The sequence below is a fragment of the Lederbergia sp. NSJ-179 genome (assembly GCF_022867885.1).
GTDB lineage: Bacteria > Bacillota > Bacilli > Bacillales > Bacillaceae_C > Lederbergia.
Genome location: NZ_JALIFP010000010.1, coordinates 63,259 through 85,313 on the forward strand (window position 1 = coordinate 63,259; position 22,055 = coordinate 85,313).

Annotated in this window: 15 protein-coding genes and 1 riboswitch; all 15 genes read left to right on the forward strand. The window is 38.8% G+C overall.

Translation table 11 applies throughout. The features are described from left to right. Window positions 1-32: 32 nt before the first annotated feature. The 15 genes from MUB24_RS09875 to MUB24_RS09945 all read left to right on the forward strand — a co-directional run bounded on the left by MUB24_RS09875 (window position 33) and on the right by MUB24_RS09945 (window position 22,020). Window positions 33-1,874, forward strand: a complete 1,842-nt coding sequence (locus MUB24_RS09875) for an assimilatory sulfite reductase (NADPH) flavoprotein subunit (RefSeq protein ID WP_244703562.1) — start codon at window positions 33-35, stop codon at window positions 1,872-1,874. A 24-nt stretch (window positions 1,875-1,898) separates the two neighbouring features. Beyond that, window positions 1,899-3,626, forward strand: coding sequence for an assimilatory sulfite reductase (NADPH) hemoprotein subunit (gene cysI, locus MUB24_RS09880; RefSeq protein WP_244703565.1), 1,728 nt, complete (start codon window positions 1,899-1,901; stop codon window positions 3,624-3,626). 141 nt (window positions 3,627-3,767) lie between these two features. Next, window positions 3,768-3,874, forward strand: a riboswitch (SAM riboswitch). 113 nt (window positions 3,875-3,987) lie between these two features. Continuing rightward, a complete protein-coding gene (locus MUB24_RS09885; RefSeq protein ID WP_244703567.1) occupies window positions 3,988-5,859 on the forward strand; it encodes a bifunctional homocysteine S-methyltransferase/methylenetetrahydrofolate reductase in 1,872 nt (623 codons plus the stop codon). After that, complete coding sequence (metE, locus tag MUB24_RS09890; protein ID WP_244703569.1) at window positions 5,856-8,144, forward strand: 5-methyltetrahydropteroyltriglutamate--homocysteine S-methyltransferase; 2,289 nt, start codon at window positions 5,856-5,858, stop codon at window positions 8,142-8,144. The genes MUB24_RS09885 and metE overlap by 4 nt, the downstream gene beginning before the upstream one ends. A gap of 296 nt (window positions 8,145-8,440) precedes the next feature. After that, window positions 8,441-9,976 (forward strand): tRNA (N6-isopentenyl adenosine(37)-C2)-methylthiotransferase MiaB, encoded by a 1,536-nt coding sequence (gene miaB / locus MUB24_RS09895; protein ID WP_244703572.1) that lies wholly within the window; start codon window positions 8,441-8,443, stop codon window positions 9,974-9,976. Between the two features lies 1 nt (window position 9,977). After that, the gene (locus MUB24_RS09900; RefSeq protein ID WP_244703575.1) at window positions 9,978-10,403 is read left to right on the forward strand and encodes a YlbF/YmcA family competence regulator; all 426 of its coding nucleotides are present in this window, start codon (window positions 9,978-9,980) and stop codon (window positions 10,401-10,403) included. A 548-nt stretch (window positions 10,404-10,951) separates the two neighbouring features. Beyond that, window positions 10,952-11,506 carry an outer spore coat protein CotE gene (locus tag MUB24_RS09905; RefSeq protein WP_244703578.1) on the forward strand — a complete coding sequence of 185 codons (555 nt, stop codon included), beginning with the start codon at window positions 10,952-10,954 and terminating at the stop codon, window positions 11,504-11,506. A 165-nt stretch (window positions 11,507-11,671) separates the two neighbouring features. After that, complete coding sequence (mutS, locus tag MUB24_RS09910) at window positions 11,672-14,260, forward strand: DNA mismatch repair protein MutS (protein ID WP_244703580.1); 2,589 nt, start codon at window positions 11,672-11,674, stop codon at window positions 14,258-14,260. Between the two features lie 27 nt (window positions 14,261-14,287). After that, window positions 14,288-16,138 (forward strand): DNA mismatch repair endonuclease MutL, encoded by a 1,851-nt coding sequence (gene mutL, locus MUB24_RS09915; RefSeq protein ID WP_244703583.1) that lies wholly within the window; start codon window positions 14,288-14,290, stop codon window positions 16,136-16,138. A 158-nt stretch (window positions 16,139-16,296) separates the two neighbouring features. Then, window positions 16,297-16,554 (forward strand): hypothetical protein, encoded by a 258-nt coding sequence (locus MUB24_RS09920; RefSeq protein WP_280516945.1) that lies wholly within the window; start codon window positions 16,297-16,299, stop codon window positions 16,552-16,554. 155 nt (window positions 16,555-16,709) lie between these two features. Continuing rightward, window positions 16,710-17,672, forward strand: a complete 963-nt coding sequence (gene miaA, locus MUB24_RS09925) for a tRNA (adenosine(37)-N6)-dimethylallyltransferase MiaA (RefSeq protein ID WP_244703587.1) — start codon at window positions 16,710-16,712, stop codon at window positions 17,670-17,672. 29 nt (window positions 17,673-17,701) lie between these two features. After that, window positions 17,702-17,929, forward strand: coding sequence for an RNA chaperone Hfq (gene hfq / locus MUB24_RS09930; RefSeq protein WP_244703588.1), 228 nt, complete (start codon window positions 17,702-17,704; stop codon window positions 17,927-17,929). A 446-nt stretch (window positions 17,930-18,375) separates the two neighbouring features. Beyond that, a complete protein-coding gene (gene spoVK, locus MUB24_RS09935; protein WP_244703590.1) occupies window positions 18,376-19,317 on the forward strand; it encodes a stage V sporulation protein K in 942 nt (313 codons plus the stop codon). A 180-nt stretch (window positions 19,318-19,497) separates the two neighbouring features. Beyond that, the gene (gene hflX, locus MUB24_RS09940; RefSeq protein WP_244703592.1) at window positions 19,498-20,748 is read left to right on the forward strand and encodes a GTPase HflX; all 1,251 of its coding nucleotides are present in this window, start codon (window positions 19,498-19,500) and stop codon (window positions 20,746-20,748) included. 18 nt (window positions 20,749-20,766) lie between these two features. After that, window positions 20,767-22,020, forward strand: coding sequence for a methionine gamma-lyase family protein (locus tag MUB24_RS09945; RefSeq protein ID WP_244703595.1), 1,254 nt, complete (start codon window positions 20,767-20,769; stop codon window positions 22,018-22,020). The last annotated feature ends 35 nt before the right edge of the window (window positions 22,021-22,055 follow it).

Consider the following 22,055-nt stretch of genomic DNA (forward strand, 5'->3'; position numbering starts at 1 on the left):
TAAAGATTTTAGCCGTGTGAGGTGGATAATTTTTGCAACTTCAAGCAATCAATAGTCCTTTTAGTCAAGAACAAATTGAGGTGTTGAACCAGGTTCTACCAACCTTAACAGAAGGACAACAATTATGGTTAAGTGGTTATTTAACCGCTTCTTATGGAAATACCACTTTGACTGCATCTAAAAACGGCATCAGCCAATTACAACCGTCAGTAGCAGCCGAAAATAAGCAAAAGACAAAAGAAGTGACCATTCTTTACGGTTCCCAGACAGGGAATGGCCAAAGATTGGCAGAAGAGTTGTCCCAGAGACTAGGGCATGGAGGATACCAAGTCACGTTATCTTCCATGAATGAATTTAAAACCAATCAGTTAAAAAAGCTTTCCTTTTTATTTCTGATTGTCAGTACCCATGGGGAAGGGGATCCTCCTGACAATGCGATCCCTTTTTATGATTTCTTAAATGGGCGAAGAGCACCAAAATTGAATGATTTGTATTTCTCAGTTCTTTCACTAGGGGATAGTTCATATGAATTTTTCTGCGAAACAGGTAAAAAAATGGATCAACGGTTAGAAGAATTAGGCGGAAAAAGAATATGTCCCCGTGTGGATTGTGATTTAGATTTTGATGAACCGGCAGCCGAATGGTTCGATTCTGTCACAAACCAGTTGAATGAACTCCTATTAGAGAATTCTGGTTCATCACAGATATCACCTGCCCAATCTGCTCATCTAAGCGTAGAAGAATCAAGCTATTCACGAAAAAACCCGTTCAAAGCAGAGGTGTTAGAAAATATAAATCTGAATGGGCGAGGATCCAATAAGGAGACACGTCATCTGGAATTATTGATTGAGGATTCTGGATTTGAATTCAAACCCGGGGATAGCTTGGGTATTTATCCGGAAAATGATCCGGAATTAGTTGATTTCATAATGGCTGAATTGGGTTGGCATCCTGAGGAATTAGTTTCAATCAATAAACAAGGGGAGAAGCGTCCTTTACAAGAGGCCTTGCGACATCATTTTGAAATAACGGTACTGACAAAACCATTATTAGAAAAGATGGCTCAAATCCATCCCCATGAACGACTGGCTGAACTTCTCAAGCCAGAACATAAAGAGGAACTGAAGGCTTATATGGAAGCTCGTGATCTTTTAGATATGATCCGTGATTTTTCACCTTGGGATATCCAACCAGAACCTTTCGTTCAACATTTACGAAAGATGCCTGCCAGATTATATTCGATTGCAAGTAGTTATCAAGCGAATCCAGAGGAAGTTCACTTAACTATTAGTAAAGTTCGATATGAAGCACATAGCCGTTTGCGCCATGGGGTTTGTTCTGTTCAATGTGCGGAGCGGATCAGACCTGGTGATTACCTACCTGTTTATGTTCACGAAAACCCCAACTTTAAACTGCCGGAAGATCCGGATGCACCGATTATTATGATCGGACCAGGTACAGGGGTAGCGCCATTTCGAGCATTTCTTGAGGAAAGAGAAGTAACGGAAGCAACAGGGAAAAGTTGGTTGTTCTTTGGTGACCAGCATTATGTGACCGATTTTCTTTATCAAATTGACTGGCAAAGATGGTTGAAAATCGGTACTCTTACCCAAATGGATATCGCCTTTTCCCGAGATACAGAAGAAAAAGTCTATGTCCAACATCGGATGCTGGAAAAAAAGCAAGAATTATATAAATGGCTAAAAGAAGGAGCTTATTTATATATTTGCGGAGATGAGAAACATATGGCTCATGATGTTCATGCTACACTCCTTACGATTTTGGAAGAAGAAGGAGGAATGACGTCTAAAGAGGCGGAAGAGTATCTTACTCAATTGTTGCAAGAGAAGAGGTACCAGCGGGATGTTTATTAGAAACGTGAAAGGAGCGGAGATAACTTGGCCAAAGATTATCCTTTATCTACCCAAGATGGACCACCAAGTGATGTGGAGCGAATTAAAATCGAGAGTAATTATTTACGGGGCACAATTGCTGAAACACTAGAGGATCCTATTACGGCAGGAATTCCTGATGATGATAACCGTTTAATGAAATTTCATGGCAGTTATTTACAGGATGACAGGGATGTGCGGAACGAGCGGCAAAAGCAAAAATTAGAGCCTGCCTATCAATTCATGGTGCGAGTAAGAGCGGCTGGTGGCGTTGTATCAGCTGATCAATGGCTTGTAATGGACGAAATAGCGAATCTATATGCGAATGGGAGCCTAAAACTAACAACAAGACAATCTTTTCAAATGCATGGCGTTTTAAAATGGAATATGAAAAAGACGATTAAAGAAATCAATCAGGCTTTAATGGAGACATTAGCTGCTTGTGGTGATGTTAATCGAAATGTGATGTGCAGTCCGAATCCGTATGCCTCAGAAATTCATCTGGAGGTATATGAATGGGCACAAAAATTGAGTCAATATCTTTCACCGCAAACACGTGCTTACCATGAAATATGGCTTGACGATGAGAAAGTTGTCGACAGTTCTATAAAGGAGGAAGACGTTGAGCCGATTTATGGTCCTACGTATTTACCGAGAAAATTTAAAATTGGTCTTGCCGTCCCTCCTTCCAATGATGTGGATGTGTATTCACAAGATTTAGGCTTTATCGCGATCGTAGAGAATCACAAACTTCAGGGCTTTAATGTTAGTGTCGGTGGGGGGATGGGTTCCACCCATGGGGATAAAAAAACATACCCGCAAATCGGGAGAATAATTGGCTTCTGTCAGCCCGAACAAATCATCGATGTTGCTGAAAAAATCGTTACCATTCAGCGCGATTTTGGAAATCGTTCTGTCCGAAAAAATGCTCGCTTTAAATATACGATTGATAAAAGAGGGATTCCCTGGCTCATCGATGAATTGCATACACGGCTTGGATGGGAGCTGCAACCAGCCCGTTTCTTTCAATTTGATCATAATCGCGATCGGTATGGTTGGGTAAAAGGCTTGAGTAATCAATGGCATTTTACTCTTTTTATCCAAAATGGACGAATTAAAGATTGGGAACAGTATCCGCTTATGACGGGTTTAAGAGAAATAGCGAAAATCCATACAGGAGATTTTAGGCTGACCCCCAATCAAAACTTAATTATCGGCAACATATCTGAAACGATAAAACCTCAAATTGAAGCGCTGATCCAACAATACGGATTAACAGATGGAAAACATCATACAGCATTACGTAGAAATTCGATGGCCTGTGTCGCTTTTCCGACCTGTGGTCTTGCGATGGCTGAATCTGAACGCTATTTACCGGCCTTACTTGATAAAATTGATGTGATTTTAGACGAGGCGGGTCTTCGTGAAGAAGAGATCGTCATCCGTATGTCTGGTTGTCCCAATGGATGTTCAAGACCTGCCCTGGCAGAGATCGGTTTTATCGGGAAAGCCCCCGGAAAATATAACGTCTATTTAGGAGGCGGTTTTACTGGGGACCGTTTAAACAAACTCTATCGTGAAAATATCGGTGAGGCGGAAATATTAAGTGAATTAAAGCCAATTATCCATCATTATGCGAAAGAACGGCTAGAAAAGGAACGATTTGGAGATTTTGTCATCCGTACAGGATATGTGAAAGAGGTTCATTCAGGTCTTGATTTTCATGATGAATAGGTCGTAATTGGAAATTTTTTAAAAAAATTTCCAATTATCTCTTGTTATTTAACATAATTAATCATATACTGTTACTATGCTTATTCTTCTAGCCCATTTCAATGGGGAGTAAAGCAAAGAAAACTTGAATAAATGATTTCATTCTTATCAAGAGAGGTCGAGGGAATGGCCCGATGACACCTCAGCAACCACCGTTTCATGGAAAGGTGCTAAATCCAGCAAGTTGGAGACAACTTGGAAGATAAGAAGAATCCTTTTTATAGAAAAGGGCCTTCTTCTTATCGGAGTGGGCTCTTTTTGTTTAAACAATAAAAGCGACCATTCCAAAAATTTTCGAATACAAGCCGGGGAGGGTAGTCAATTGGGATTACTAGAACGTCTCAAAGAGGATATTTTAATTGGAGATGGTGCAGCAGGTACTCTATTATATTCGTATGGCATTGATCGTTGTTTTGATCAATTGAATCTCACACATCCCGATGAAGTGCTCCGGATACACCAAGCTTATATTGAAGCTGGTGCAGACCTGATTCAGACAAATACGTATGGGGCTAATTATTTGAAGCTATCAAGATATGGCTTAGAGGATGAAGTTACCAAGATAAACCGCGCTGCTGTCCGTCTGGCCAAACAAGCAGTCACGGATGAAACTTATATACTTGGAACGATCGGGGGAATCCATGGGACAGGTCCCCATTTTGAGGTAACGGAGGAAATAACGCGAAGTTTTCGAGAACAGCTATACGCTTTGCTCCTTGAAGGAGTCGACGGGCTGATTCTAGAAACCTATTATGATTTAGAGGAACTGACAACCGTTTTAAAGATAGCCCGGGATGAATCAGATTTACCGATCGTGGCAAATGTGACAATGCATGAGCCTGGAGTGTTGCAGAATGGAATAGCTCTTGCAGATGCATTAAAACAGCTTGATGATTTAGGAGCAGATGTCGTGGGCATCAATTGCCGACTTGGTCCCTATCATATGGTTCATGCCTTAGAGTCTGTTCCATTATCTAAGACAGCTTATTTAGCAGCCTATCCAAATGCCAGTTTACCAGAATTTGAAGATGGCAAATTTACTTACAAAACAGAACCTGCTTATTTTACAGATTTTGTCCGCCGTTTTCGTGATCAAGGGGTTCGGCTAATCGGCGGCTGTTGCGGAACAACGCCAGATCATATAAAGGCTTTAGCCAATGGAAAAAAAGGATTGCAGCCGTTGCGGGAAAAGCAGGTCCCTACACAAAAACGGATTGTAGTAAAGGAGAAAAATCAAAAGCAAGAACAATCATTATATGAGAAAGTACAGACAAAACATTCGATTATCGTCGAATTAGATACACCTAAACATCTTGATACGAAGCCATTTTTTAAAGGGGCTCAAGCATTAAAGGATGCTGGTATTGATGCGCTGACCCTAGCGGATAACTCATTAGCTACACCGCGTATATGTAACACAACAATGGCATCGCTCGTAAAAAGGGAAATTGGCTTGAATTCATTAGTCCATATTACTTGTCGGGATCGCAATTTAATTGGTTTGCAATCCCATTTAATGGGACTGCACACATTAGGTATCCGCGATATTTTGGCCATTACAGGCGATCCAACAAAGATTGGCGATTTTCCCGGGGCCACATCGGTATATGATGCTACTTCATTTGAATTAATAAAACTGATTAAGCAATCGAATGAAGGAATCTCTTTTTCTGGAAAATCGCTTAGGCAGAAAACGAATTTCCATGTGGCAGCCGCCTTTAATCCGAATGTTCGTAATCTTGGAAAATCAGTGGAACGGATGGAGAAAAAAGTAAGTTATGGGGCGGATTATTTTTTGACCCAACCCATTTTTTCTCGGGAAAAAATCATCGAGGTTGGAGAGGCAACAAAGCATTTGAACGCTCCAATTTATATCGGCATCATGCCGCTCGTATCCGCTAGGAATGCAGAATTCCTGCATAATGAAGTTCCAGGGATCAAGCTCCCAGATGAAATTAGAAGTAGAATGGCGAAGACAGAAGGGAATCCACAACAAGCCAAGCAGGAAGGCCTTGCCATTGCAAAAGAATTAATTGATACAGCTTTGGACTATTTTAAAGGATTCTACTTAATTACACCTTTTATCCAGTATGAATTATCCGTTGAATTAGCTACTTATATTCAACAAAAAATAGAAAACATCCATAGAAAACAAATTTTACATGAAAAGAAAACAGGGAGGAATATCATATGACACACATAACATCATCTACTATTGGCTATCCAAGAATTGGGGAACAACGGGAATGGAAAAAAACATTGGAAAAATATTGGAATGGAACGATATCTAAGCAAGAATTATTAGAAACCACAAAGGAAATCCGTTTGAATGGATTAAGAAAGCAAAAGGAAAAAGGAATTGATCTAATTCCTGTTGGTGATTTCTCCTTGTATGATCATGTGCTCGATACTTCCCTTATGTTCGGAATTATCCCACAACGCTTTCAAAATAACAGTTTAGGATCCTCCTCTTTAGATACGTACTTTGCTATCGCCCGAGGAACGAAGGAGGCGTATGCCTCTGAAATGACAAAATGGTTTAATACCAATTATCATTATATTGTTCCTGAATTTGATGATGCCAAGCCGATTTTAACGGAAAATCGACTGCTCCACTTTTATAAAGAGGCAAAAGAGGAGTTAGGGATTGAGGGGAAACCTGTTATACTTGGCCCTATTTCATTTTTAAAACTAGGGAAAGGCTATAAGGAAGCCGATTTTCAAGCTCTATTAGAAACCTTCCTTCCATTGTATATCCAGGTTTTAAAAGAATTGGAAACAGAGGGAGTTACTTGGGTACAAATCGATGAGCCCATTTTAGTAACGGATTTGTCCGAAACAGATTTCGCCTATATCAAACAAGCTTACGAGTCGATTGCAAAGGCTGTTCCAAACATCAAACTTATCTTACAAACGTATTTTGAATCGGTTACCCATTATGAAGAAGTCGTGAAACTGCCAGTTGCTGCTTTAGGCCTTGATTTTGTCCATGGCAAAACGTTGGAATTACTACAACAATTCGGTTTTCCTCAAGATAAACAACTATTCGCCGGTGTGATTGATGGGCGCAATGTTTGGCGGCAGGATTTGGAAGAAACATGGGGCTTATTGGAAGCAATCCAACAAATTATTGATAAAGAGCGAATCATCGTCCAGCCTTCTTGTTCCTTGTTACATGTTCCAATTACGAAGCATTTGGAACAGACATTAGATCCAATTATTAAAGGTGGTTTATCTTTTGCAGATGAAAAACTGACAGAAATTGCGGTATTAGCGGATGGGTTACAAAACGGGAAAGAAAAGGTATTGGAAGAGATCCATGAGAGTAAGACTGCTTTACAAGCATTAAATCAGTCCCATTATCGCGGAAAATCAAGACAAACGGTAGATCGTCATGAGTGGCAAGCAGAACGTCCAGCTCCATTCCAACAAAGGATAGAAGAACAACGAACAGAATTGCAGCTTCCTCTATTACCAACCACAACGATCGGCAGTTTACCGCAAACAGCCGAAGTTCGGAAGCAAAGATTGAAATGGAGAAGGGGAGATGTACCTACCCAAGAATATGAGCAATTTATTCAAAAGGAAATGAAAAAATGGATTAAGATTCAAGAAGATATTGGTTTAGATGTTTTGGTACATGGTGAGTTTGAACGTACCGATATGGTGGAATATTTTGGAGAAAAATTAAATGGTTTCCAAGTGACGAAATATGGATGGGTTCAGTCCTATGGCTCACGCTGTGTTAAACCACCTTTAATTTTCGGAGATGTTTCCTTCCAAAATCCGATGACTGTTAAAGAAAGCGTCTATGCGCAGTCATTAACAGATAAGCATGTGAAAGGAATGCTTACAGGACCAGTGACGATTTTAAATTGGTCCTTTGTACGCGATGATATTCCTGAGTTCGATGTGCTAAATCAGATTGCAATAGCGTTGCGGAGTGAAATCGAAGAGCTCGAAAAAAATAATATCAAGATCATCCAAGTGGATGAACCAGCACTACGAGAAGGACTCCCATTAAAGAAAGCGGATTGGAATACTTACTTAGATCATGCCGTCTATGCTTTTAGACTGGCAACGGCCACAGTGAAGAATAGTACGCAAATTCATACGCATATGTGCTATTCAAGTTTTGGCGATATTTACGATGCGATCAATCGTTTAGATGCCGATGTAATTTCAATTGAAACATCGAGAAGCCACGGGGAATTAATCTCCACATTTGAAGAAAATACGTATGAGAAGGAAATTGGTTTAGGGGTATACGATATTCATAGCCCAAGGGTTCCTACGAAAGAGGAGATTAAGCATAATATTCAGCGCGCCCTGGCTACCATTCCAGTGAAACAATTTTGGATCAATCCTGATTGCGGATTGAAAACGAGAAAAGAAGAAGAAACGATTGCTGCTTTAGAAATCATGGTGGAAGCAGCGAAGGAAATTAGAGAGGAACAACTGCACTCCTTGGAAAAGTAATGGAATGAATAATCTTGTCAAGATTATTGAAAAGGATCTGTTAACATTCAAAAAACAGATGAGAAGAGATCAAGTCTCTCTCATCTGTTTTTTTGAGAGTTATTTTCAAATTTTAAATATACAGAGCAGTCAATAGGCTATTGTTGTATTCGAAAATAAAAGCCTATATACTAGTAGAGGATGTTCAAAAAGTCCGGTAAAAATTTTTGAACACCACTAGTAGAATGAATGCAAAGTTTTATGCGTATTTTTACAAGTAAATGAGACGTAAGGATAAAGTTAGAAAGGGGATTTTCATGAACGAGAAGCAACGTTTAGAAAGTCAACAAGTTCAGAGTCCAAAGAATAAGGAAGAAAAGGATTATAGCAAGTATTTCCAAACTGTCTATATGCCGCCATCTCTTAAAGATGCAAGACGGAGAGGAAAGGAAGACATTAAATATCATGATGATTTTGACATAGATGAACGTTTTAAAGAAATGGGAAATGGCCGTAAATTCTATATTCGTACTTATGGCTGTCAAATGAATGAACATGATACAGAGGTTATGGCTGGTATTTTCATGGGGCTCGGATATCAAGCAACCGAAACGGTTGAAGATGCCGATGTGATTTTAATGAACACTTGTGCCATCAGAGAAAATGCGGAAAATAAGGTATTCGGTGAATTAGGGCATTTAAAGCATTTGAAAATGGAAAAACCGGAACTTTTATTAGGTGTTTGTGGTTGTATGGCCCAACAAGAATCAGTCGTCAACAGAATATTGGAAAAGCATCCTTTTGTCGATATGATTTTTGGCACCCATAATATCCACCGTCTTCCTGAAATATTGCATGAGGCTTATATGTCTAAGGAGATGGTTGTGGAAGTATGGTCAAAAGAAGGGGATGTCATTGAAAACCTTCCGAAAGTCCGGGCAGGCAAAATAAGGGCATGGGTGAATATCATGTATGGTTGTGATAAATTCTGTACCTACTGCATTGTTCCTTATACAAGAGGGAAAGAAAGAAGTAGACGCCCAGAGGATATCATTCAAGAGGTGCGTCAATTAGCTGCCCATGGTTATCAAGAAATCACTTTACTTGGACAGAATGTAAATGCATATGGGAAAGATTTTGATGATATCGATTATCACTTTGGCGATTTAATGGACGATCTACGAAAAATAAACATCCCACGCATTCGTTTTACGACAAGTCATCCACGCGATTTTGATGATCATTTAATTGAAGTATTAGCCCATAAAGGAAATCTTGTTGAACATATTCATTTACCAGTGCAATCAGGTTCCAGTGCGATGCTGAAAATAATGGGACGTAAGTATACAAGAGAACAATTTTTAGAACTTGTAAGAAAAATAAAAAAAGCCATACCGGATGTATCTCTTTCAACCGATATCATTGTTGGCTTTCCCAATGAGACAGATGAACAGTTTGAGGAAACGATGTCCCTTTATCGTGAAGTCGGTTTTGAAACAGCCTATACTTTTATATATTCAGCAAGAGAAGGCACTCCTGCAGCCAAAATGAAGGATAATGTCTCCATGGAAGTGAAGAAAGAGCGGCTCCAACGCTTAAATGCATTAGTTAATGACTTCTCACGAAAAGCCATGGAAGCCCATAAAGGCCAAATTGTTGAAGTATTAGTAGAAGGGGAAAGTAAAAATAATCCTGAAGTGCTTTCCGGATATACAAGAAAAAATAAATTAGTTAACTTCAAAGGACCAAAATCTGCGATTGGCCATTTGGTTCAAGTTAAAATTACCGAAGCGAAAACATGGACACTAAATGGAGAAATGGTCGATGTACAAGAAGCGGTTGAGGTGATCTAGTATGAAAAAATATACAAAAGACGATATTATACAGCAAGCACATGAGCTGGCAACGATGATTGCGAACACAGAGGAAGTTGATTTTTTTAAACGAGCTGAAGCACAAATTAATGAAAATCAAAAAGTTCGTGAAATGATTGCAAGTATTAAAAGTTTACAAAAACAAGCCGTTAATTTTCAACATTATGGGAAAGAAAACGCCTTGCAACTAGTTGAAAAAAAGCTGGAGAAATTAGAAGAAGAGTTAGATGAGATTCCAATCGTTCAAGAGTTTAAACAATCACAAGTTGATGTGAATGATTTGCTGCAAATGGTTTCCTCTGCCATCTCCAATAAAGTAACAGATGAAATATTACTTTCGACTGGCGGCAATTTATTGACGGGAGAAACGGGGTCCAAAATTAAAAACAGCCCATCAAGCTGTTAAATAAGAAAAGCGCAAGCGCCTTGTTCAGCCCCGACAAGCAAATGTTCCTGAACCTAGGAAGGGCGATCTTTCCCTTCATAGGTTCAGGGTTATTTGACCTCGAGGGGCTGGGCGCTGGAGCTAGATCCAAACATTAGCCAATTTTTATACTTTCTTACCTTTTAAGAAAAGCGCAAGGCGCCCGTAATCGTCGACAAGCAAATGTTCTGAGACAAGAAAAGTCCGGTCTTGACTTTTATTGTCTCAGGTTATTTGACCTCGAGCCGATGGCGCCTGGAGCTAGATCCAAACATTAGCCAATTTTTATACTTTCTTACCTTTGAACAAAAGCGCAATCGCCCGTTTAATGGATGAACGGCTAATTTTGCGCCGTCCTGGCGCAACGCCGTTCTGACCAACATCCTGTGGGCCTCCGCACCTTTCTCAACATTTTCCATTTCCAACATACCATATCTTAGGCGCAAAAAAGTTATGGTCTTAGGAAATGAGCACAATCATCTAGGTAAATGCATAGGATGAAGGGAAAATGAATGAGGAGGTTCGCTCGAATGGCAGATTACAGAGAAATTATTACAAAAGCGGTCGTTGCGAAGGGGCGTAAATTTACGAAAGCCAATTACACCATTACCCCGCCGCATCATCCTTCGAGCATTTTAGGCTGCTGGATTATCAATCATAAATATGAAGCGCGTAAAGTCGGCAAAAAAGAAGTCGAGGTCAGCGGTTCTTTTGATATCAATGTTTGGTATTCCCACCATGATAACACCAAAACATCTGTTGCAACTGAGAGGGTAGATTACAAAGATATACTCAAGCTTCATTACAGAGATCCTGATTGCATGGATGACCGACAAGTGTTAGCAAATGTTTTACAACAGCCTAATTGCGTCGAAGCCGTTATTTCCAAAAAAGGGAACAAAATTCTTGTGACAACGGAAAGAGAATTTCAGGTCGATGTCATTGGTGAAACAAAAGTTTGTGTCGAAGTTCATTATGATAAATGTTCAGACGATGATGAGTATGATTTACATGAAGAATTATCAGACAGTGAACTAGAAGACATTAATCCTGATTTTCTGACAGCGGATGAAGAAAATGATTAAGCCGGGAGCTCATTTCCCGGTTTTTTCTTATTGCAAGTCTTTGCATTCACCTGACAAAAAGACATTTTTTACGATAAGATTGAGGATTCATGTTAGTGATTGAATATTACTTGATATGTTATACTAGAATCGACATAGTTTTTCAGAGAAAGGAAATCGGTACATATGGCTCAATATACTCCGATGATACAGCAATATTTAAAAATAAAGGCAGAATATCAGGATGCCTTTTTGTTTTTTCGTTTAGGAGATTTTTATGAAATGTTTTTTGAAGATGCGTTAAAGGCATCCCAGGTTTTGGAAATCACATTAACGAGTAGAGATGGTGGAGGTGAAGAGAAAATCCCTATGTGCGGTGTTCCTTATCACGCCGCCTCAGGTTATATTGAACAACTCATTGATAAAGGCTATAAAGTAGCGATTTGCGAACAAACGGAAGATCCAAAGCAAGCGAAAGGTGTAGTAAAACGAGAGGTCATTCAATTAATTACCCCTGGGACGGTCATGGATGAAAAAGGCTTGCCTGACAAAGAAAATAACTATATTGCCTCTGTTTCATTTTATAAAGAACAAGGGTATGCCATTGCTTACACAGATTTGTCAACGGGAGAAAGTAAAGCCCTGCTTCTAGAAGATTCTATGGAAAGATTATTAAATGAAATAGTATCGCTAGGTGCCAAGGAAATTGTTGTAGATCCGAGTTTTGATCCTGATGAAATAAAAATCATTCAGACACGTTGTAACGCGGTCATCTCATTTGAAAATGAAGTGGATCTTATTCAGGAATTTACCGAAATGGTTAAGCAGCTTCATAAGGAAAAATTAAAAAAGACTGCACAAAGACTCTTACACTATTTAAAAAGGTCTCAAAAACGAAGTCTGCATCATCTACAACCATTTACTGAATATGAACTGAATCATTATATGAAAATTGATTATTTTTCTAAACGAAATCTCGAAATTTCGGAGTCTATACGAGGAAAAAACAATAAGGGAACACTATTATGGTTATTGGATGAAACGGTTACAGCAATGGGAGGCCGACTATTAAGACAATGGATAGATCGCCCCCTCATTGATGAAAGCAAAATTATGCAACGTTTAGATATGGTTGAAACTTTACTCGATCATTATTTCGAGCGGGAGGATATGCGCGAGAAATTGACAGGGGTCTATGATTTAGAACGGCTTTCTGGCAGGGTGGCATTCGGTAATGCCAATGCTCGAGACTTTATCCAATTGAAGAAATCCTTAAGGCAAATCCCGGCTATTAAACAATTAACCGAACAGCTAGAACAAGATTTTGCCAAACAATTAGCGGACCAACTTGATCCTTGTGAGGAATTAGTCACACTTTTAGACGAGGCCATTGTCGACAATCCTCCAATTTCTGTAAAAGAAGGTAACCTTATTAAAGACGGGTTTCACCAAGAACTAGATCAGTATCGAGATGCAAGTAGGAATGGGAAACACTGGATTGCGCAATTGGAGAAGGATGAGCGGGAGAAAACAGGAATAAAATCATTAAAAGTTGGGTTTAATCGGGTGTTTGGTTATTATATTGAAGTCACAAGAGCGAATATCCATCTTCTTCAGGACCCACGTTATGAACGAAAACAAACATTAGCCAACTCTGAAAGATATATCACGCCCGAATTAAAAGAGAAGGAAGCCTTAATCCTGCAAGCAGAGGAAAAAAGTATAGAACTAGAATATGAATTATTTCTTCATATTAGAGAGTCTGTCCAATCCTATATAAAGAGAATTCAGCAAACGGCGAAAATCATCAGTATGCTGGATGTTTTTCAATGCTTTGCTACTATTAGTGAAGAGCGTCATTATAAGCGTCCGACCTTCAATTCCAAACGAAGAATTGTTATAAAGGATGGTCGACATCCGGTCGTCGAAAAGGTAATGGATTCGAACAGTTATGTACCGAATGATTGTTACATGAGTGATCAGAGGGAAATGCTTCTCATTACGGGACCAAATATGTCTGGTAAAAGTACTTATATGAGACAAATCGCTTTAATCTCTGTTATGGCTCAAATGGGCTGTTTTGTTCCTGCGGAAACGATTGAGATTCCTATTTTTGATCAAATCTTTACACGCATTGGAGCGGCGGATGACTTAATATCGGGACAAAGTACCTTTATGGTTGAAATGCTTGAAGCCAAAAATGCGCTTATTCATGCAACCAATAATAGTTTAATTTTATTTGATGAAATCGGACGCGGTACATCTACTTATGACGGCATGGCATTAGCTCAAGCCATTATTGAATATATTCATGAACATATAGGAGCGAAAACCCTTTTCTCAACCCATTATCATGAATTAACGGCATTAGAAGAAAATTTACCAAAATTAAGCAATATACATGTAAGTGCAATGGAGCAACAAGGGAAGTTAGTATTTCTCCATAAGGTAAAGGATGGAGCAGCCGATCGGAGTTATGGGATTCATGTAGCCGAATTAGCAGAACTTCCAGCAAGTCTTATTCAGCGTGCCAATGAAGTTTTGGCTGAACTAGAAAAAACAGCGCATCATACAGAATTGGAAACAGCAGCGGCCATCGAACAAGAGAATGTTAACATTCAGGAACAGCTTACCTTTTTTGACCAGCCTAAAGAGAATCATTTTCGGAAATCAGACCAGAAAGTTTTGGAGAAAATCCGTCGGATTGATATATTAGAATTAACGCCAATGCAAGCGATGAATATACTCTATGAGATAAAGAAGCAACTTAAATAATTTAAGTGAAAGCTAGGTGGGATGGACATGCCTGAGATCATTGAATTGGATGATATTCTTTCGAATAAAATAGCTGCAGGAGAGGTGGTGGAACGTCCTGCCTCTGTTGTAAAAGAATTGGTCGAAAATGCGATTGATGCGAATAGCACCATTATTGAAATTGATGTGGAGGAAGCCGGTCTAGGTAAAATTCGCGTGTTAGATAATGGAGATGGCATTGCCGAAGAAGATATCCTGCGCGCTTTCAAACGACATGCTACAAGTAAAATAAAAAATGAAAATGACCTTTTTCGAATTCGAACATTAGGATTCAGGGGGGAGGCTCTTCCAAGTATCGCATCCGTATCAATGATTGAACTCGTTTCGGCAAAAGCAGGAAAGCCCGGAACGAAGATTTGTTTAGAAGCTGGAAAATTAGTCAGTCAAGAGAAGTCATCGGCTCGGGTCGGAACAGATCTTATTGTTTCTGATTTATTTTTTAACACACCTGCCCGCTTAAAATATATGAAAACCATTCATACTGAAATTGGTCATATTTCCGATATTGTGAATCGATTGGCTCTCGCACATCCAGAAATTTCATTTCGACTTCGTCATCATGAAAGAGTGTTATTACAAACAAATGGAAGTGGTGATATCAGGCAGGTATTGGCCGCTATTTACGGGATGAATATAGCAAGAAAGATGATTCCTATTGAAGCGCAATCCCTCGATTTTACATTAACAGGTTGGGTTTCGCTGCCGGAAATGACTCGTGCTTCCCGAAATTATATATCGACGATGGTGAATGGGCGTTTTATTAAGAATTACTCCTTAGTGAATGCCATTATGGATGGATACCACACTTTATTACCGATCAATCGTTACCCGATTGTTTTACTGTCGATTGAAATGGATCCTTTATTAGTGGATGTCAATGTTCATCCAGCTAAAATGACGGTTCGTCTTAGCAAAGAAATGGAGCTTCACCAGTTGATATCTACCTGCATAAAAAAGGCATTTCAACAACAATCGTTAATACCAGCAGGAAATATGACAAAAAATAGAAGCGAACAGAAAACGGAGCAAACCACTTTTGTTTTAGAAGATAGCAAGCCAAACAAGCCTCTTGTCCCCACTCCAAAAAAGGAGATATCAACGGATAAGAGAGGTCTTGAGCAGCAAATCCTTCCTTCTAAAGAAATAAACAATCCGTATCAATCGGAGGAATTCAATGAGTTGCAAGGTTTTGTGGCCAAAGAGCCTGTTGCTCCAGAACCATCTTCTAAAGAGGAGAAACCAAAGGAATCGACTGATCGGATACCGCCCTTGTATCCAATTGGCCAATTGCATGGGACCTATATTTTAGCCCAGAATGAGCATGGCTTTTATATGATTGATCAACATGCGGCTCAGGAACGAATCAAGTATGAATATTTTAGAGAAAAGGTAGGACAAGTTGAAAATGAACTGCAGGAATTGCTTGTTCCATTACCGTTAGAATTTTCGGCAGATGAATATATTAAAGTGCAAGAGCATAAAGAAGAACTAGAAAAGGTCGGCATTATTTTAGAGGATTTTGGAATGAATAGTTTTATTGTTCGCTCTCATCCGAATTGGTTCCCAAAAGGATATGAAAAAGAAACGATTGAAGATTTAATTGAACAACTTCTTACGATGAAAAAAGTGGATATTAAAGCTTTATTAGAAGAAGCTGCTATCATGATGAGTTGCAAAGGATCAATAAAGGCGAATCATTTTTTGCGCCAGGATGAAATCCAAGCCTTGCTTCAAGAACTGCGGCAAACGGAAGACCCTTTTACATGTCCACATGGGAGACCAATTATGATTCATTTTTCAACGTATGAAATAGAAAAAATGTTTAAAAGAATTATGTAATAGGAAAAGGTTCTCCTGCTAAAACCGCCCGCGTCATTCGCCAGTACATCCTGGCAAGTTTTTGTCATACAACGTTCTTAATTGATATATAGATATCCTTGAAGATGAGTTAAAATGAAATTATTGTTCATTCATTATGTTTAGGAGTGGTGATTAGATTGTACGCCTTGATGATTATTGCGGCTATTCTCATTTGTATCATTGCCCTAATCGGCACCCTGTTAGTGGGAAAAGAAGTGAGTACGAAACAAGAGCAATATGAGATGGAAGGCGATTCACTAAAAGAAGAGATTGCTAGATCTCATGAGTATGAATCGGCATCCTTAAAAACCAATATTAAATCATTAACATGGATTTATATATTCTTAGCTATCCTTGTGTTAGCGATTTCGATCGGAATTATGATTACCTTTTGAAGAAAAACATCTGGATTTCCAGATGTTTTTTTATGCGTTTAAGTTAAAAGTAATATCATTATGTAAACAAGAAAGTTACACGTATAGCTATTTGACAAGAGGAAAAGTATGATATTATATACTAAAGGATATGGATAGGAAAGCAGTGAAGGAAATTGCCAAACAAACAAAAGCGAACTGTGATTTCAGTAATCGGTCCAACCGCTGTTGGAAAAACGGAAATAAGCCTACAAATCGCGAAACAATTCGGTGGCGAAATTATTAGCGGGGATTCCATGCAAATTTATAGAGGGATGGATATCGGGACAGCAAAAATTAAGCTAAGTGAAATGAAAGGCATCCCTCATCACCTATTAGACATGAAAGATCCTTGTGAGTCCTTTTCCGCGGCTGAATTCCAGAAAATCGTGAGAAAAAAAATAGAAGAGGTTCATCGCCGCGGTCATCTTCCTATTCTTGTCGGGGGAACGGGGCTTTATATCCAATCTGTTTTGTATGATTATCAGTTTTCAGATGCTCCTGCTGATTTTGATTTTAGAAAAAAAATGGAGGAGTACGTCCAAGCTGGTCAGGCGATGGGTTTATACAATCAGTTACGATCGATTGATCCAGAAGCAGCAAAGAAAATTCATCCCAATAATCACCGTAGGGTCATTCGGGCTTTGGAGATCTTTTATTGTACAGGCAAAACAATGACAGAATTCCAGAAAAGTCAACAAAATATTCCTCTCTATAATGATGTTCTAATTGGTTTAACAATGGAGAGAGAGAAGTTATACCATCGAATTGATCAAAGAGTTGACAAAATGATAGAGGAGGGATTGGTAGAGGAGGTAAGGGATCTAATAAAAAAAGGAGTCAATCTTGAATGTCAAGCCATGAAAGCCATTGGTTATAAAGAAATATTTGATTATTTAGAGGCAAGAATTTCCTACGACCAAGCCATTACTTTACTGAAAAAACATTCACGGAATTATGCCAAACGTCAATTAACATGGTTTAGAAATAAAATGAATGCTCATTGGTTTGATTTAGACGACGAAAGGGAATACTGCAAAAAAATAGCTGAAATTCTCGCCTTTATTGCAGGAAAGCTTGAAATAAAATCGAATAATTAATTATAGAGATAAAATAGGAGGCCATTTTTATGAAATCATCTGTCAATATTCAAGATCAATTCCTAAATCAGCTTCGCAAGGAAGCCATCCCTGTTACCCTGTTCCTACTAAATGGATTTCAACTGCGCGGAAATGTAAAAGGTTTTGATAATTTTACAGTGTTATTTGAATCAGAAGGAAAACAACAACTGGTATTTAAACATGCTATTTCTACATTTTCACCGCAACGCAATATTCAAATCAAGTTTGAAGAATAAGTCTTGAAGGTAGGAAACCGTCCATTGAGAATCTCCTCGATGGACGGCTTCTTTCATTTTACGGTAAGAAAGCATAAAATTTGGCTAGTGTTGGATCTAGCTCCAGCGCCTAGCCCCTCGAGGTCAAATAACCTGAGACAATAAAAGTCAAAACCGGACTTTTCTTGTCTCAGAACATTTGCTTGTCGCCGATAGGCGGGCGCCTTGCGCTTTTCTTAAAAGGTAAGAAAGTATAAAAATTGGCTAGCGTTGAGAGCCAGCTCCAGCGCCTCAATTATAGGTGTTACTATTGGATTTATTTTTTCTTTTTTATACGAACTTTTATCCATGTAATTGTAAAGCTTTTCCATGAATATACTGAAACAATACGATTCAGTTTGAGATAAGATTATGGGCACAAAATGAAACCCTTGGGCGTATACTGTTTTTAATGTGAGGTGATGAGGATGAGTGAACCAATAAGAATGAAAAATAATGGACAGATCAGTATTATGTTAAATGTTAATAATAGAGAAAAGATACCTGATTTGCAAAAAAGCATTTCACCAAAACCTTTATCACATGAGCACGCCATATTGAAGGAAATTGAAAAGGAAATGAATAGCCTTGTTGGAATGAGCCAAATAAAAAAGATGATGAAGGAAGTATATGCCTGGATTTATATTAATAAAAGACGAGAAGAAGCTGGTTTAAAATCAGGCGGGCAAGTCCTTCATATGATGTTTAAAGGAAATCCAGGTACTGGGAAAACCACTGTAGCGAGATTAATCGGAAAATTATTTCACAAAATGGATGTTTTACCTAAAGGTCATTTAATTGAAGCAGAACGGGCAGATCTTGTCGGAGAATATATTGGTCATACAGCGCAAAAAACGCGTGACTTAATCAAGAAGTCTGCCGGAGGCATTTTATTTATTGATGAAGCTTATTCATTAGGACGTGGCGGGGAAAAAGATTTTGGAAAAGAAGCGATTGATACGTTAGTGAAACATATGGAAGACAAACAAAATGAATTTATTTTAATCTTGGCAGGATATTCGCAAGAAATGGATTATTTTCTCCGTTTAAATCCGGGCCTCCATTCTCGTTTTCCACTTGTGTTTCATTTTTCTGACTATACGGCGAACGAATTAATGGAAATCGGACATCGTATGCTAGGGGAGAAAGAATATACTTTAAGTAAAGAGGCGGAAGCCAAATTGAAGGATCATTTGCTTTATGTAAAAGGGATAAGAGGTCAGCATTTCTCAAATGGTCGTTATGTCCGAAATCAAATTGAAAAGGCGATCCGTACACAAGCGATGAGGCTCTTAAGTGAACCCAATTTAGATAAAAATAAGTTAACCACCTTAATAAGTGAGGATTTTAACTTTTCTAAGCAAAGTTAAAGGAAAAGACTGTCCTTATGGCCAAAATTCGGCTGTAAGAACAGTTTTTAAAATTTCTCTTTGGATAGACTTTACATAGGTTTTTGATCCTGTACGGAGAAAAGCGTTCGAATAAATTCGTTTTTAAAATGGCTTTTTGTTATGATGTGAATAGGGCAAAAGACGAAAAGAGGGAGATATTTGCAGACACCTACTAAAGAGAAGGTTATTATTGTTGGAAGTCAGCTTGCTGATTCTGATCTTCATTTTCAATATTCCATGTTTGAGCTTGAGTCATTAGTTTCAACTGCACAAGGTGAAACCATAGCCACTTTGACGCAAAAACAAGATAAACCACATCCTGCTACGTATATTGGAAAAGGAAAACTTGAAGAACTCCAACAACTTGAAGAGGAATTGACACCGGATTTAATTATTTTTAATGATGAATTATCTCCAAGTCAGCAAAGAAACCTGCAAGAAAAATTGAAGGGGAAAGTGCTGGATCGAACCCAATTAATATTGGATATCTTTGCACAACGAGCAAGATCGAAAGAGGGAAAATTACAGGTTGAGCTTGCTCAACTACAATATCTTTTGCCAAGACTAGCAGGTCAAGGCATTTTGCTATCGCGTTTAGGTGGTGGAATTGGAACAAGAGGACCTGGAGAAACCAAGTTAGAATCAGATAGACGGCATATTCGTCGTAGAATTGATGAAATAAAAAATCAACTACAAGTTGTCGTGAATCATCGTGAGCGTTATCGTGAAAGGAGAAAGCGCAATCGAGCTTTTCAAATTGCCATTGTCGGCTATACAAATGCCGGTAAATCAACGTTGTTTAACAGATTATCCACTGCCCAAGCTTTTGAGGAGAATCAATTATTTGCGACCCTTGATCCACTAACTCGAAAGTTGGTTTTACCTAGTGGATATAGTGCGATCCTAACAGATACAGTGGGTTTTATTCAGGATATCCCGACCACCTTAATTGCCGCATTTCGCTCCACTTTAGAAGAGGTTCGGGATGCAGATCTTTTACTACATATAGTGGACAGTTCAAACCCTGACTATGAAAATCATGAAAAAACCGTTCAACACTTATTAACAGAGTTAGAAATGGACCATCTTCCCCAACTTACGGTTTATAATAAATCTGATGAGATCTTCCATGAATTTGTGCCGCGATCTGGTGAATATTTGATTATGAGCGCTTTTAATGAAGCTGATCGTCAGCGGTTAAAACAAAAAATTGAGAGTATGGCGATTGAAAATATGGATGACTATCAGGTGATCGTTCCATCGGATGAAGGAAGGCTTTTAGCTGTTTTGAAAAATGATACGATTTTGCGGGAATTTGTTTTTCTTGAAGAAGAACAATCCTATAAATGCAAAGGATATGTCTTAAAGGAGCATCCCGTTAAGGCTGCACTAGATTTATATGGGATTTAAAAGGAGTATAGAAAAAGAATGGATTTATTGTTAGCTCAAATGATTGATGAGATAGAAGAACAAATTCTCTCTATCCATAGTAAGATTGACCGATTGATTGAGACAAATCAATATCGTGTATTGAAAAGTTTTCAGAAACATCGCGTAAGTGAAACCCATTTTGCAGCTTCCACCGGCTATGGTTACGGAGATATAGGGCGGGAGGTTTTGGAGGCTGTTTATGCTGATGTGTTCGGGGGAGAGGCAGGATTAGTTCGGCCACAGATTATATCAGGGACCCACGCTATTTCCATTGCCTTATTTGGGGTTCTTCGACCCGGGGATGAGTTGTTATATATAACAGGAAAACCTTATGATACATTAGAAGAAGTGGTAGGTTTACGAGGGTCTCATAATGGTTCATTAAAAGAATTTGGCATTCACTATAACTGCATAGACTTGACGAATAACGGTTCCGTTAATTTTGAAGCTGTACAAAAAGCTATCAAGCCGAATACAAAAGTGGTTGGCATCCAACGCTCCAAAGGGTATGGCGACCGGCCATCCTTCACAATATCTGAAATTCAAACGATGATTCAGTATGTGAAGGAAATAAAACGAGATCTGATCGTCTTTGTGGATAATTGTTATGGGGAATTTGTAGAGGAATTGGAACCATGTCATGTAGGCGCTGATTTAATCGCAGGTTCACTTATCAAAAATCCAGGTGGCGGAATGGTGAAAACGGGTGGCTATATTGTTGGGAAAAAGGAACTCGTTGAGATGTGTTCCTATCGAATGACTTCTCCTGGAATTGGCCGGGAGGCAGGGGCGTCTCTTTATAGTTTACTTGAGATGTACCAAGGATTTTTTTTAGCCCCGCATATTACCGGGCAAGCCTTGAAAGGGGCGGTGTTTACTTCTGCTTTATTAGAAAGAGTAGGCCTCCATACATCACCAAAATGGAATGCACCCCGAACCGATCTTATCCAATCTGTCCAATTTGACGATAAAGAAATGATGATTGAATTTTGCCAAGAAATTCAATTTGCTTCACCGGTGGATTCCTATGTAACACCTTATCCTAGTAAAATGCCCGGCTATGAAGATGAAGTGATTATGGCGGCTGGTACTTTTATTCAAGGAGCGAGTATTGAATTATCCGCAGATGGTCCAATCAGACCACCATATACGGTATATATTCAAGGAGGATTAACCTATGCTCATGTAAAGATCGCTGTATCCGGTGCATTAAATCGATTAATTAAAAAAGGTTTATTGGCTATTCATTAAGTGTATATAGATAAGAGGAAAAACTTTATACTGTA

What these genes read in the sequence shown, in the direction of transcription:
- MUB24_RS09900 (WP_244703575.1), top strand. Translation starts at nt 9,978, where the DNA reads ATGAAAAAATATACAAAAGACGATATTATACAGCAAGCACATGAGCTG.
- hfq (WP_244703588.1), top strand. Translation starts at nt 17,702, where the DNA reads ATGAAATCATCTGTCAATATTCAAGATCAATTCCTAAATCAGCTTCGC.
- mutL (WP_244703583.1), top strand. Translation starts at nt 14,288, where the DNA reads ATGCCTGAGATCATTGAATTGGATGATATTCTTTCGAATAAAATAGCT.
- spoVK (WP_244703590.1), top strand. Translation starts at nt 18,376, where the DNA reads ATGAGTGAACCAATAAGAATGAAAAATAATGGACAGATCAGTATTATG.
- metE (WP_244703569.1), top strand. Translation starts at nt 5,856, where the DNA reads ATGACACACATAACATCATCTACTATTGGCTATCCAAGAATTGGGGAA.
- MUB24_RS09945 (WP_244703595.1), top strand. Translation starts at nt 20,767, where the DNA reads ATGGATTTATTGTTAGCTCAAATGATTGATGAGATAGAAGAACAAATT.
- mutS (WP_244703580.1), top strand. Translation starts at nt 11,672, where the DNA reads ATGGCTCAATATACTCCGATGATACAGCAATATTTAAAAATAAAGGCA.
- miaB (WP_244703572.1), top strand. Translation starts at nt 8,441, where the DNA reads ATGAACGAGAAGCAACGTTTAGAAAGTCAACAAGTTCAGAGTCCAAAG.
- MUB24_RS09905 (WP_244703578.1), top strand. Translation starts at nt 10,952, where the DNA reads ATGGCAGATTACAGAGAAATTATTACAAAAGCGGTCGTTGCGAAGGGG.